This window comes from Butyrivibrio sp. VCD2006, assembly GCF_000423925.1.
Lineage (GTDB): Bacteria > Bacillota > Clostridia > Lachnospirales > Lachnospiraceae > Butyrivibrio.
Window position 1 is genome coordinate 19,721 of the sequence record NZ_KE384111.1, and the last position, 13,319, is coordinate 33,039.

Here is a 13,319-nt window from a genome sequence, read left to right on the forward strand (position 1 = left end):
TCTTTTAGGTATAATATCTCAATCAAATTTAACTATATTTTATTTAACTATATCACATAGTATTCAAAACTATTTCTGCTCTCACTTTCCTAAGAAAGGAGCCACCAGAGCAGTAAATACATGACTACTATAAATATCACATACAAGGGAGATTAATATGGATATCAATGGAAAAGAACTGCAGCATGCAATCATTCAGGGCGGAATGGGCGTCGGTGTATCCCTTTCAGAGCTTGCAGGAAACGTTGCAAAGGAAGGCTGCATGGGCGTTATAAGCTCAGTAAACATCGGCTTCAAAGAACCAGATTTTCTCACAAACCCTTTCGAGGCTAACATCAGAGCCCTCAAGAAGCACATTGAGAGAGCAAAAGAAATTTCTCAGGGAAATGGTCTCATTGGCGTAAATATCATGGTTGCGGTAAGTCACTATGAGGAGACAGTAAAGGCTGCAGTAGCTGCAGGGGCAGATGCCATCATCTCCGGCGCGGGACTTCCCCTCAATCTCGCAGAACTTGTTAAGGGCAGCAAGACACTGTTTGCTCCTATTGTTTCCAGTAAAAGAGCAGCCATGCTTCTGTGCAAATCCTTCATCAAAAAAGCCGGCTCTCTTCCGGATTTTATCGTAATTGAAGGCCATGAAGCAGGCGGACATCTTGGCTTTTCAGCCAATGACCTGGAGGCCCAGACCTGCCAGCCAAACCTTGAAATTCTAAAAGAAGTAAAGGAAGTGATAAAACCCTTCGAGGAGGAGTTTAAGAAAAACATTCGCGTCTTTCTTGGCGGCGGAATTTTTGACGGAAAAGATATGGCAGAAGCCATCAAAGCAGGCGCCGATGGCGTGCAGATAGGCACACGCTTCATCGCCACAGATGAATGTGATGCACACGATGTCTTCAAACAGGTAATCGTTGATTCAAAGGAGGAAGACATCCGCATAATCAAAAGCCCCGTAGGTATGCCCGCTAGAGCTATCTATACCCCGCTTCTTGAAAACTTAGAAAAAGACAAAACCTTCTTTGCCCAGAAATGTAACAGCTGCCTCACAGCCTGCCCCAAGGGTGAAAACATTCCCTATTGCATAAGCAGGGCCCTGATTTCAGCGGTTGAAGGAAACAGGGAAGAAGGACTGTTTTTCTGCGGTGAAAACGCTAAAAGAGTAAAAGAAATCGTGCCAGTAAAGGAACTTATAAATGAACTCCTCACCGATTTCAATAATGAAATGGGAGTATGCCGGACTTGATTCCGGTACACTCCCATTTAATCTTCTATCACTCATCCTTATATTTTTTCAAGGCATCAGTCATTTCATCTGCCTCACCTTTTGAGAGTATATATGACGTAACGGTTGCAATAAAATATACTACCGCCACACTGACAATTACTGACAGCGCTCCCTTTAGAGTAGGGTCAAACCAGTCAAAGAAAATTCCAAGAACCATTATGATTACGCAAAGGCACAGATAATGCACGCAGGTCAGAAGGATCCTCCCTGGCACACTTATTGGCTTTTTGGGATTGTATGAAAAGTAGGCTGTTGTCACAAGTGAAGTCAAAAAGCTAGCCCCGAAAATCTGAGGTATTATATCCGTCCAGATTTCGTCGTACTTAAAAATTGCGATCCAGACAACAAACATAATCCCAGTATTTATGATTAAAAACCATTTTAGAAAATCAGAAATAAAATTCTTCATAATGTATTAAAATCCTCCGTCTTATTTCCCAATGCCAAGCTTTTTCTTCAGTGCCGGAACATATCCTCTTGAGATAATGATATCCTCACCATTTTTAAGGCTTGCGATAAATCGTCCATTGAACTCAGGACTGAGATGGTCGATGGTTTTAATGTTAACTATGGCATTTTTGGATATTCTCAAAAATGAAGACTCAGAAAGAAGCTCTTCAATTTCGAAGAGCTTTTTCCTTGTATCAAAGCAGTCATTTTTCGTGTAAGCAAAGACGTGATTGTCGGTAGCATCAAAATACAAGATATCCCTGGTAGGCACCATTCTGATGCTCTCATCCGCATAAACCGCCATGGTTTCCTTGCTCACGCCATCCTTAAGACGACGGATCGTTTTTAAGACCTCGTCGTCCAATTCGGCCATCCTTATTATGATTTCATCTTCTTCACCGGGTAACGGCGTTTCAATTGTTATTTTCATTATCTGTCTTTCTTCTTGCTGATTGATAAGATGATTGTCGAGAGAATGATAAAGAATACCCCAACACTAATTAGTATAACCACTTTTAAAGGCTCGGACAATTGGCTATTGCCCATGAAAAGATTCATTCCCATTGCCTTATCGACTTCCTCTCTGATAACCTCAGGAGTTCCGTCAAATAGTGAATTCTCAATCGGCATCAGCATTACTTTTCTGAAAAGCGATGTGCCATAAATAAACGGGAAACACTTAACAACCTTCTGCATCGTATCGCTCATGGAACCGATAGGAAAATAGATTCCGCCAAGAAATCCTGAAAGTGTACCAAGAATTATTCCAATTCCGCTCCATGCACTCTGGCTTTTTATAACTGAAGCAAGGGCAAACATGATCGTTGAATAAACAAATGTATTAAGCATGATCAAAAGAAGAAGTCTTAGATGTGTTGCAAAAGAAAGCACCTCCATTCCCTTCGCCACACCTATGATCTCAGTTACAGCAAAGGTTGCGATACTCATGATCACTCCGGCAATCCATGCTCCTGATATGTAACCAAGCACAAAGACAGGTCTTTTCACAGGCATGACAAGGAGTGAATTAAGGCGATTTCCGGTTCTGTCCTTGATCATGTTTGAATAAAATGCGTGAGTGACAGTTGAAGCATTTATAGTAAGTATTCCGGCGCAGGTCCAGAGGAAACTGAAGTTATTTATGGTATTTACATCGCTCTCGCCACCTCTTCCGGGAACAAGCTTAATGGCATCAATCAGATCACCATTGTTGATATCACCGAGGAAAAATACCATCAGCAAAATTATTATCATCATTGAAAGAAGTGAGAAAAATACAGCTGAATAATCCCTAAAATATAAACTGACATTTCTTTTATTTATCGCAAGAAAACTTCTCATTATACTGCCCTCCCATACTGGTTAGTAACATTTAAAAATACGTCATCCATTTTTCCCTGAATTATCTCAAAACCATCAACTATGCCCTGCAGCCTACTTGCGGTTTCAGCTGCCGCAAAGGGATTGTTTGACTCCACGCACCCTCCGTAGGATGTGGAAATAAGTCTGTCTTTTCCGATGATATCCACAACCCTGTCGCGATTGTTCTCAGTAAAATAGAGCTTCAAACTGTCTTTAGCAAAACGTTCCTTTAATTCAAAAGGAGTTCCCTCCGCAAGCTTTTTTCCCTTACTGATGATGATGATCTTGTCAGCGGACTGCGCTTCCTCCATGTAGTGAGTTGTAAGAAAAACAGTCATATCAGTGTTCGCGCGAAGCATCTCAACAGCTTCCCAAACATCAACTCTTGTGGCGGGATCAAGACCTGTTGTAGGCTCGTCCAGGAAAAGAATCTTCGGTGAATGCATAAGTGCAAATGCGATTTCGCATCGCCTCTTCTGACCTCCCGAAAGAACCTTGTAACGCTTGTCCATAATATCGGACAGCTTCAAAATGTCAGATAGGTCGGACAACCTGCTTTTTATAGTGCTGTCATCAAGTCCAAGCATTCTTGATCTTGTAACAATATTCTCTCTAACTGTGAATAAGTCATCCAGAACATTCGACTGATATACAACACCTATTGACCTTCTTATTTCCATATCCTCTTTGCCGAGCTTATATCCGCACAGATAAGCTTCCCCGCCATCAGGAGTAAGTATCGTCGATAGCATGTTTACCGTGGTGGATTTGCCCGCTCCGTTCACTCCCAGGAATCCGACAAAATCGCCCTGCTTTATTTCAAAACTAAGATTATCAACCGCATAAAATTTCCCGTATCTTTTTGTAAGATCTTTCATCTCTATAGAATTCATCGCCGCCTCCTCAATTGTTTTCTCATCTGATAATCGGATAATAATCCATATGTTGTTTGTGGGAAACGGATTTGAAAGTAAGTTGTAATTTTGAAGGGGTAAGTTGCATTTTTCATGATTGAAAGTATGGAAAGGCATCTTCGATAAATGCGAAATAGGGCAAAAAAACAGACTGTTCCATTTTAAAGAACGGTCCGTTTTCTCATTCTATCTCTGCGGCTATCCGCTGATAGTTCAATTCTATTTTCATTCCATCTCTGCGGCTATCCTCTGGTAGATCAGATAATCTTCTTCAGAAAAATTCACTATCGTAATCTCAATCTCGTACTCGGGATTAGCTTCAAACCACTCCTTCACCGTTTTTAGCGCAACCTTCGCTGCATCCTTCTTGGGATAGCCATACACACCGGTGGATATTCCCGGAAAAGCAATACTATGAAGGTCATTTTCCTTTGCAACTTCAAGGCTGTTCCAGTAGCAATTCCTAAGATCCTGAGGATCCGACGCGCTTCCGCTGTATATCGGTCCAACTGTGTGAATAACATGCTTCGCGAGAAGATTGTAGCCTCCCGTGATCTTGGCCTCACCTGTCCTGCAGCCGCCAAGAGTTCTGCACTCATCTAAGAGCCCCGGACCTGCAGCTCTGTGAATAGCGCCGTCCACACCTCCTCCGCCCAAAAGACTCGAATTAGCCGCATTAACTATTGCATCCACGGCAAGTTTTGTAATATCTCCTGCATGATACTTAATTGAACTCACTCTGCACCACCTCTCCGAATTTACTGGATACTCACTCCGTCTGACTCTAGTTAACCGTTTTCTTTCGCCAATCTGTTGCTCCGCACCTGGTACACCCATAGCGTCTGTAATACTTCGTGAATTTACTGTCTCGTTTCCTGTAAATAGTCGCCCCGCATCCTCCGCAGGTAAAGACATATTTAACTGTCATACGCTCCGGTTTATAGTTCTCAACGCCCTTCTCCTTGCCGCTTGTAACACGCTTAATATTATATCCGTATCTGCAGTTCATCATCACAGCGTTTGCTTTCCACCTGCCCTGATGCTTCATACAGCCTTTGCAGGTATGGAGAAGTTCGTGGATAATCGTCTCCTTGCAAGCCTTTTCAGATATGCGATCATCCGTCAGAAGACTCTCCGCAATCTGTATTGTATACGTCCCATCCGGTTCCAGCCTGCACTGTCCCCATCTGCTCCGCGCACGGGTATTTATGACCCATTCCCTAACTGTTCCTGTCTTAATTCCAAGGGCAGCAATCTCAGATAAACATTCCTGCCTTAGTCTTTCAAAATCCTTCATATTACACTCTATTGACGGATCAATTCCGAAGCATAAAGCTCTGCTGTCGGATCAACTTCAAAGCACCAAGTGCCGCTCTCCAAGCATCGCCCATCTCTCAAAGCAATGCCTTCCTTCTGATCTACATCGTCAATAGTACCTCCTGAAAAATAAGAGCGGTACACATTCGCACCGCCCCGTTAGTACTTATTTCTTAAACAGTCCGCCTGCAAGATCTTTTATATCATTAAGATCAAGCTTGCCATCTGCTACAGCAGCCTGTACCTTCTTGATATCTGACTCTTCAACATCAATATTCGCTTTCTTGAAAAGTTCCTTCGCCTGTGCAGGATCTGCCTTGGCAATCTGTGCCATTAACTCTTTGTTACCATTGATTTGTTTTAAGATTCCAGCTATGTCTGCCATTTTGTACCTCCTCCAACAATGAATGTTATCCCAACAGAAATATTATACTACAAAATGATATAAATGCTTTATAGCGGCTGGTTTTCCTATTTTCCGGCTTAACCTTTTGGAGGAAGTATAGTAAAGCGCCTCACTGATGAGAGGGAATAGATGGATAGAGAAACTTATTGTGGGTAATGTTACTTGTCAAAAGGCAACAGCCTGTATAAAGACAAGTATGACAAACTGGTTTTTATGCTGGTTTTAATGGGGTTACTACTTGTTAAAAAGTGTTAATCAATATAAAGGCAAGTAAATTAATCTGCTTTTATGCTTAGTTTTGATGAGATTCCTACTTGCTACAATGTGTGAATCAATATAAAGGCAAGTAATTAAACTGGTTTTATACTTAATTTTGACGGAATTCCTACTTGTTACAATGTGTGAATCAATATAAAAGCAAGTAATCAAGGCGATTTAGAAGCATAGCACGTCATAAAGCTTAAATCCATAAAAGACGTGTAATCTACGCCCATTCTGATCTATGCTGAATGAGAGTAGTACACGTCATATGGCTCAAATCTATAAAATGTCGTGTAGTCTTGGACTATTCTGATGAGATGATGATCAGTATTGCTACACGGCATATGCCTTTAATCGATAAAAAGCCGTGTAGCATTGGCCTATTCTGATGAGATAATTATGAGTATTGCTACACGGCATATGCCTTAAATAGATAAAAAGCCGTGTAGTCTTGACCTATTCTAATGCCATGATGATGAGTATTGATACACGACATATATCGTAATTCTACAAAAGACGTGTAGCATTGAACTGACATAGTGTATCTATGAAAACAGTAATTTCCCTAAATAATAGATGAAAGCCGCTGTGGTAATATTCTTTCGCCGTTATTCCCCAAGAAGCTTCTTTTTCTGTACTTCAAACTCCTCCGCCGTAATAACTCCCGACTCCATCAGATTCTTGAGTTTCATTATCTCATCCGCTACCGAAAGATTTTGCTGCTGATTAACTAAATTTTCTGGTTGCACAACTGTATTCTGTGGCTGCTCGACTGCATTCTCTGGCTGAATAATAGGCGATTGTGATGCAGGTTGCCTATTCATAGATGCATCCTGTCCCACCTGTGACATTCCGAAGTTCCCCGCTTGTGGCATTCCCGGGTTCCCAGCCTGAGACATCCCTGAATCCCCCGTCTGAGGCATTCCCGGATTCCCAGCCTGAGACATTCCTGATTCCCCCGTCTGAGGCATTCCCAGAGTCCCCGCCTGTGGCATCCCTGGATATTCAATCGGTTGCCAGGCATATGCTTCTTTCTTCTTTTTATTTGCCATGACAGCTATAACTACTACGATTATCGCAACCATAACAGCACAACCAACTATGCATCCGATAACTAGCGGTATATTCAACAGACTAAACTCTACATGCATACCCTCTTTTGGCATCGACAGAAGATCCCACTTCAAAGTCTTTCCATCATCAGAAACATAGGTCGCATTACTATTTGATGCCTTAAAAGGGAGCTCCAACACAAATTCCATATATCCGCCTGCCATGCTGAAATAGTTCTTATACTCAGATAGCTGTTCCTGCTGCTCATCTTCGAACATCTTCCAATCGATTATGTACGTAAAGCCATTTCTCTGAACCTTCAGCTGATCAGGGTTAATTGCAGCCTCTCTATCCGAATCACCAAATTCATTGGCAAGATCATTAAGGTCCACATTCTCCTTAACCATCTCATATCCCACATAGTCCTCTTGATAATATTCCTTACAAGTCCAACCATTGTCTTCCATCTCGGTAACTTCTTCCTCCGGAAGTGTCATGTTAATATCCTCATCACCCATTTCCGCAAGGCCTTTGCTTATTGCATAAAGCATGGAAATATCAACCTTTCCATTACTCTTGACCTTTACAGTTGTAGTGAATCTCATGCACCCTGACAAAACAGTTGCACAAAGTAGAAGCATCATTAACGTGTAGAATTTTCTCATAGCAGCCTCCTTGGCAAGAACATAATATTTCTTTTTAAAAATGGAGCCCACAGATGCTCCATTACTATTATATGGTTTGAAAAAGTCATATTCTATAAAATCAAACGAAATTTTCAGGAACCAAATTTAGTAATACTTTGCCCCAAATATAAAACGTCTTTTCGCCAACTTTCATATGAATTATAGTAATTTCTTTTCGGATAATTTATAATCATTTTTAGTACTACAAGGAGGAATCGGCATGAAAAGCAACAAGAATTGGGGAAAGTTCATAGTATCGCTAGGTATAATAATCGTCCTGCTAGCAGGATGTGGAAATGAATCTATACCTGATCCAGCCTCTTCGGAACCAGTAACTTCTGAAGATACTTCTCCTGAGCCTGCCCCGACAGGGCAAGTAGCTTCTGGAGATACATCTACTGAGTCTGCCACAGCAGAGCCAGTAGCTTCTGAAGATACTTCTCCTGAATCTACCCCGGCAGACCCAATAGCCTCAGAAGACATCTCTCTCGAACCTACCCCGAAGGCCTCCGCAGAAAACAATAGTCTCATAAAGCATCACTCCACTGAACACGAATATAACCATGGAAAGGATGGATATTACAATCTTTTAGATGATGGTGTGGAATTCGAACTGACAGCGCAGCTTGATGGCACATGCTGGGTCTATGCTTCAGCCTGTTCAATGATGACCTCTTATCAACTCGATCATGATGGGGTCGTAGTTCTGGATCAGATTGATCTTCTAAACGAAATTTACAGCGACGATAAGGAAGAAGGGATTTTTACAGTCAATGGAGCTAACAAAAAATCTGTTGGCGGAGAAGGTCTTTTTGTCATAAATGAACTGGCCAATGGATTTGGTGATGGATTTGTACTTGATGGTGCAATTGATGCTAGAAACTGGACCATTGATGCGGTCAAAGAAGGGATACGCAAATATGGCGCCCTCTATATCGGAATTCCTGATCCTTCCAACAAGAAGGGAACATATGATAATTATTACACTTTGAATTGTCCCACACCATAAGATGGTGACTTTGACCATTCAATTGCAATTCTTGGCTGGGATGATTCTTTTCCCAAAGAATATTACCGTGAGGAAGCGTCCAGGGACGGTGCCTGGATTGCCTACAACAGCAGTCATCCCCTGGGATATTATTATGTTTCATATGACACACCCTTCGATCAGCTCTACGATACGCCTCTTTTCATGTCAATAACTGATGGTTATTCGAAGGTTTTATCCTATGACTGTGGCAAGTGGTTTACAGAACCGGTCCGAACAGGAGATGTAACTACAACTGCCAATGTCTTCTGTGAAAATGGAACGCTTGCGGCAGTTGGAACCTATTCTCCAACTGATGATGCAGATCTCACAATACAGATCATGACACCTGATCTTAGCGAATGCCTATATTCCCAGGTTTACCATGCTGACCATGCCGGATATTATGTGTTCGAGCTGGACCAGCCAATGGAAGTCGACGAATATGCCATCGCTATTTCTTAACCGGAAGGCGCTCCTGTTGAAGGAACTTCCATTGAACTTGACACCTGGTATTACACAGACATCACAATTAAAAGCGGTCAATCCTTCGTACTGATTGACGGCAAATGGCTTGATATGAGCGAAGAAAACACCTGGAATCAATTTGGATATGAAACCAATAATGCCTGTATCAAAGCACTGTATGTGAAATAATAGTTTTTCTATAAAAAATTATGCCGCAGCATTGGTCTAGAATCCCAAACCAAATACTGCGGCTTAATTATTTTATCTATCGTTTTTATTTATCTAGCTACAGCAAGATTATCTGCAAATCTGATAAGCTCAGCCTCAATTCTGCAATAATCTGCATCATCAAGTCTTCCAAAAGGCTTTCTGTATGTAGCAGATGCATCTATAAAACCAAATTCTTCCATAAAGCTCTCAAAAATCTTACGCATAATCATTTGCCCCCTTATCTTATATAATCTATCTGACTATCAGCCATCAATGTGAATATTCTCAAAGCAGTGTGCGCATTCTGCATCATCCTGCATAACATCAATTGATGTTATCTCGTGGCAGTGAGGGCAACTGATCTCCATCATCTGAGTCTTTGCTGCTTCTGCTGTCATATGTCCGCTGATACCTGCGCCTGCAACAACTGCAACTGCTGCAATTACCATAGCTATTCTCTTTACCATCATGTTCCCCTTTTTCATTTTCAATACCTCGCTCAAATCTATGTTTTGTTTCGTTGTTATCTTCTTGATGAAGTTATAATATCAATACTTTTATCACAGTTTTATCACTCTCTGTCCAACAAATGTCTACACACCACTGTTTATGCGGTTTTGAGATGCTTCTTATAAGACTATGATATCCAAATTACACGTTATTATGTATGCCAAAGAACGCAAAATAGCTATTTGTATTCCTCTATTATAGATAACGAAACAGAAGCGCCAGAATCTTCAACTAAAAGATTCTGACGCCTAAAATTCCAAACATCTATTTCGGAACTAATTAAAAGATAAAGGTAGCACCGAATACTGTCATTCTCTTGTTATAGTTGAATACTGAAAGTCTGTCGAGGAACGCATCATGCCTTCTGTTATATGTTGCATTTTTCTGTTCGCTCTTAATAGTTTTTGTTAAATCCTGTACATCGTGAAATCTCATAATGGATCCTCCTCTCATAAGATTATTTGTTTTGCCACGTGGTAAGTTATCTGTTTCTGATAGTATATATACCATGCAATAAAAAACAGACCGTATGATGCACTCATAACAGTCTGTTTTGCACTGATTTGTCTCTATAAAGTGTAAATTTGTATTAACTTTCCATAATCTACGAGATGCGGATCTTGCAAATCATCAACACCCCTTTTTTCCATTTTTATGATCAGCGATAGAACATGCTCCGGCAGTGCCATATTCAACCAAACCAACAACTGCAGGGTCTAACGTTATACTGCCATCCTCTAGGACAAAAGCAGGGATTCCAACGTCACCTATTTCCTTACTATGATCAAATACGGGGTTAGTATCCCGTAACCTGGTAAAAGCACTCATGTTACGAATATTCTCACCTATGTTTATATACTCAAATTCTCCCTCACGGCCTATAATCTGATCATGAATGTAGTCACAATATGGACACGTAGGCATTCCGTAAATTTTGATCATAGCTGAATCCTCCTTTATTCTCTATTATTGCCTCATTTAATCAGACTGAATCACATGAAAAAATCATCTATCTTTTCTACAGAATCAAGTATCTCAGCTTCATCAACCCCAGCATTTCTACTAACACTTACTGATGCCATCAATCTCTTTGAAATGTCAGAGCTAAATGCATCGCTAATAAGGCCATCAAAAACCTCTATACTTTCTTGTAGATTCTCCCTAAATAGATTCAATCTTTCTTTTAACTCATCATCAACTTCTTCTTGATGTTGTATATACTGGTTAATTAACTCCTCCTTACATGACATTTGATGCACATTAATAATTGTATCATAATTACGATTTTGTACTGTCGTAATAACAATAAAAATTTTATTATCAAATTATGTTTTTTCTCTTCAATCCCTTCTTTTTATAATATTTTTCTTAATTTAATTATCTTGATATAGTCTCCAAATTACTACTTAGTTACGCCTCGTAATCATTAACCTTGTTCTATTATTTTAACAATCTACAGAATAAAATATCCTCACCAAAATGGTGAGGATAACTTCTTACAAAGATAGATATGCTTTACTATTTTTCTAACTGTTAGTTTTAAATATTTACTTAGAGTATGTTGTAAATGTATGCCTAATATTTCAGTATTATCCATCCTTCTTACAGCCTCTTTAATATAGCTTCAATAATAATCTTCCTATCCTTCTCTGATATTTTTATTTTCTTTAGAATCAAAGATAAAGCCAAATCAATTAGCTCAGGATTATCCTTTAAAAACGCTCCAATTTCTTTTATTCCTTTTGCACCAAATGCTTTCACATTTTCCAACAGTTTATATATCTTCTCGTTCTTTAAATCTATATTGTCGTCATTCTTAAGAGCATCCTCAAAAGCCTTAATTGCATCCTCTGAAACTCCTTGAGATTTTAAATCATCTCTGCTCTCATCCAATGACTTAAGCAATTCTTTTTGCAATGTGTCATATGGGATATTTTTATCCTTCAAAATCTTGAAATAGATCTTAGCAACATCATTATCCGATAATACAAACCATACTGTTTCTATCGAATCATGATTTTCAAGATACTCAGTAACTGCCTCTATAGCTACTTCCGTACCTTCAACCTTTGGTACTCCCAAATGGCCAACCCCAAGTGCTAAAAAGGCAATGCTCTTGATATTCTTTTTTATTGCAGCATCAAGTATGCTTATATAACACTGTTTAAGCGCTAATCTGCTTTCTTCTTCGCTTGTCCATTCAGGAACAAGCGTGTGGATAATGTAAGTATATTTAAGATTTGGCGCACTCGTAATAAAAACATCCCCTGGCTTCTTTGATTCGATTCCCATTTTCTTCAATTCCACCATAAGCTGTTTTCCTGCCTTTTTATGAATCTGATAATCCAGTCCGGCAGCACCTGGCTTAGATGCATTGGTCGAATTGATAACCGCTTCGACTTCTGCTATTTCCGGCAATTTCAATATGTCCGCATTTATCACTTCTATTTTTGCCATATTACCCCTTCATATTTGAATAATTTAATCCCTCTTCTTTATCCTCTCCGAAATAGCATGTAGCACAAAACTTACGCATATCGCCGCAACAGCAATTCCCACACAGGTATACAAGACGGGTCTCATCAGTGGTGAATACTCTTCAGGGGCATAGATGCCGTTTGCGTGCAGCTTCATGGAGTAGGTGATCCAGTAGATGGTCGACACTACAGCTGTGATCCACAAGCATATTCTGAAAAAGAACAGTATTTTTATTTGTGTCTTATTATTCTCAGTCATTATCATTTATTTCCTTTTTTCTGTATTTATTAGACCACCCTCACATTAGAACGCCCTCTCATTAGAATGTCCTCAATTAAAAGGTCCTCTCATTAGAAAGCCCTCACGTACCCGATCTCAGTGTAGATCATGCCATGCTTGCCGCGCTCGGATTTCATTAGTGAAATGCCTTTTACGCGCATGGTTTCCTCAATCTCTGCGTCAGTCTGAATCGGGAAGTCCCTGCTGCCGGTTGCTCTTCTGACTAGGGTGATGTGGGACATGAATTTCTTTCTGTCAAAATCGATATCATTGTCTGAAAGTGCCTTCCTCAGACGCTTCACGTAATCATGGAGATCAGGATTATCGAGGACATTTGCAAAAACCATATCCTTGAAACGCCTTGTACCCGACACCTTAATTGAGAAGGATCTTAGCGGAACATCACGCATAATTTCCTCAATCTTCTCAGGTTCATCATTTTCGCCAAGAAACGCCAGGGTCATGTGCAGGTTCTCAGGCCTGGTGTAGCCACCTTTGATGCCGGATCTCATGAGGTCATCCTGCATTTCAATAAGGGCATCTGTCATGTTTTCATCCAGAGTGATAGCAATGAATAAACGCATACAAAATCCTCCTTACTATAGGCTCCAAATTT

Annotated in this window: 19 protein-coding genes; 3 read left to right on the forward strand and 16 right to left on the reverse strand. The window is 40.3% G+C overall.

From position 1 onward, the window contains the following. The first annotated feature begins 157 nt into the window (after nt 1-157). A complete protein-coding gene (locus G586_RS0120785; protein WP_026529241.1) occupies nt 158-1,240 on the forward strand; it encodes an NAD(P)H-dependent flavin oxidoreductase in 1,083 nt (360 codons plus the stop codon). 28 nt (nt 1,241-1,268) lie between these two features. Here G586_RS0120785 and G586_RS0120790 read toward each other — a convergent pair whose 3' ends face one another. The 8 genes from G586_RS0120790 to G586_RS27170 form a co-directional block, all read right to left on the reverse strand. Then, the gene (locus G586_RS0120790; protein ID WP_026529242.1) at nt 1,269-1,691 is read right to left on the reverse strand and encodes a DUF3021 family protein; all 423 of its coding nucleotides are present in this window, start codon (nt 1,689-1,691) and stop codon (nt 1,269-1,271) included. A 21-nt stretch (nt 1,692-1,712) separates the two neighbouring features. Continuing rightward, nucleotides 1,713-2,162: a LytTR family DNA-binding domain-containing protein gene (locus G586_RS0120795; RefSeq protein WP_026529243.1), complete on the reverse strand. Its 450-nt coding sequence runs from the start codon at nt 2,160-2,162 to the stop codon at nt 1,713-1,715. Continuing rightward, nucleotides 2,162-3,073 (reverse strand): ABC transporter permease, encoded by a 912-nt coding sequence (locus G586_RS0120800; RefSeq protein WP_026529244.1) that lies wholly within the window; start codon nt 3,071-3,073, stop codon nt 2,162-2,164. The genes G586_RS0120795 and G586_RS0120800 overlap by 1 nt, the downstream gene beginning before the upstream one ends. Further along, nucleotides 3,073-3,987 carry an ABC transporter ATP-binding protein gene (locus tag G586_RS0120805; RefSeq protein ID WP_026529245.1) on the reverse strand — a complete coding sequence of 305 codons (915 nt, stop codon included), beginning with the start codon at nt 3,985-3,987 and terminating at the stop codon, nt 3,073-3,075. The genes G586_RS0120800 and G586_RS0120805 overlap by 1 nt, the downstream gene beginning before the upstream one ends. Nucleotides 3,988-4,233: 246 nt before the next feature. Further along, nucleotides 4,234-4,746 carry an O-acetyl-ADP-ribose deacetylase gene (locus tag G586_RS0120810; protein ID WP_026529246.1) on the reverse strand — a complete coding sequence of 171 codons (513 nt, stop codon included), beginning with the start codon at nt 4,744-4,746 and terminating at the stop codon, nt 4,234-4,236. Nucleotides 4,747-4,792: 46 nt separating this feature from the next. Continuing rightward, the gene (locus tag G586_RS25470; protein WP_051204993.1) at nt 4,793-5,305 is read right to left on the reverse strand and encodes a SprT-like domain-containing protein; all 513 of its coding nucleotides are present in this window, start codon (nt 5,303-5,305) and stop codon (nt 4,793-4,795) included. Nucleotides 5,306-5,491: 186 nt separating this feature from the next. Continuing rightward, the gene (locus G586_RS0120825) at nt 5,492-5,710 is read right to left on the reverse strand and encodes a hypothetical protein (RefSeq protein ID WP_026529247.1); all 219 of its coding nucleotides are present in this window, start codon (nt 5,708-5,710) and stop codon (nt 5,492-5,494) included. A gap of 890 nt (nt 5,711-6,600) precedes the next feature. Beyond that, nucleotides 6,601-7,710, reverse strand: coding sequence for an SHOCT domain-containing protein (locus G586_RS27170; RefSeq protein ID WP_242832079.1), 1,110 nt, complete (start codon nt 7,708-7,710; stop codon nt 6,601-6,603). 241 nt (nt 7,711-7,951) lie between these two features. Between G586_RS27170 and G586_RS0120835 the strand changes: the two genes are divergently transcribed. Beyond that, the gene (locus G586_RS0120835; RefSeq protein ID WP_026529249.1) at nt 7,952-8,740 is read left to right on the forward strand and encodes a hypothetical protein; all 789 of its coding nucleotides are present in this window, start codon (nt 7,952-7,954) and stop codon (nt 8,738-8,740) included. Nucleotides 8,741-8,923: 183 nt separating this feature from the next. Continuing rightward, nucleotides 8,924-9,223, forward strand: a complete 300-nt coding sequence (locus G586_RS0120840; protein WP_026529250.1) for a hypothetical protein — start codon at nt 8,924-8,926, stop codon at nt 9,221-9,223. Between the two features lie 281 nt (nt 9,224-9,504). Here the strand turns inward: G586_RS0120840 and G586_RS26470 are convergent, their stop codons facing one another. From G586_RS26470 to thpR, 8 genes are all read right to left on the reverse strand, one after another. After that, nucleotides 9,505-9,660, reverse strand: coding sequence for a hypothetical protein (locus tag G586_RS26470; protein ID WP_155834324.1), 156 nt, complete (start codon nt 9,658-9,660; stop codon nt 9,505-9,507). 39 nt (nt 9,661-9,699) lie between these two features. Continuing rightward, nucleotides 9,700-9,921, reverse strand: coding sequence for a hypothetical protein (locus tag G586_RS0120850; protein WP_155834326.1), 222 nt, complete (start codon nt 9,919-9,921; stop codon nt 9,700-9,702). A 304-nt stretch (nt 9,922-10,225) separates the two neighbouring features. Continuing rightward, nucleotides 10,226-10,381 (reverse strand): hypothetical protein, encoded by a 156-nt coding sequence (locus tag G586_RS26475; protein ID WP_155834328.1) that lies wholly within the window; start codon nt 10,379-10,381, stop codon nt 10,226-10,228. A gap of 195 nt (nt 10,382-10,576) precedes the next feature. After that, on the reverse strand, nt 10,577-10,888 hold the full coding sequence (locus G586_RS0120860) for a hypothetical protein (RefSeq protein WP_026529252.1): 312 nt from the start codon (nt 10,886-10,888) through the stop codon (nt 10,577-10,579). Between the two features lie 50 nt (nt 10,889-10,938). Further along, entirely contained in the window at nt 10,939-11,196 is a 258-nt protein-coding gene (locus tag G586_RS0120865; RefSeq protein ID WP_026529253.1) for a hypothetical protein, read from the reverse strand. 352 nt (nt 11,197-11,548) lie between these two features. Beyond that, nucleotides 11,549-12,403: a macro domain-containing protein gene (locus G586_RS25480; protein ID WP_051204994.1), complete on the reverse strand. Its 855-nt coding sequence runs from the start codon at nt 12,401-12,403 to the stop codon at nt 11,549-11,551. A gap of 24 nt (nt 12,404-12,427) precedes the next feature. Further along, nucleotides 12,428-12,682 carry a hypothetical protein gene (locus G586_RS0120875; protein WP_026529254.1) on the reverse strand — a complete coding sequence of 85 codons (255 nt, stop codon included), beginning with the start codon at nt 12,680-12,682 and terminating at the stop codon, nt 12,428-12,430. 92 nt (nt 12,683-12,774) lie between these two features. Further along, nucleotides 12,775-13,287 (reverse strand): RNA 2',3'-cyclic phosphodiesterase, encoded by a 513-nt coding sequence (gene thpR / locus G586_RS0120880; RefSeq protein WP_026529255.1) that lies wholly within the window; start codon nt 13,285-13,287, stop codon nt 12,775-12,777. Nucleotides 13,288-13,319: the final 32 nt, after the last annotated feature.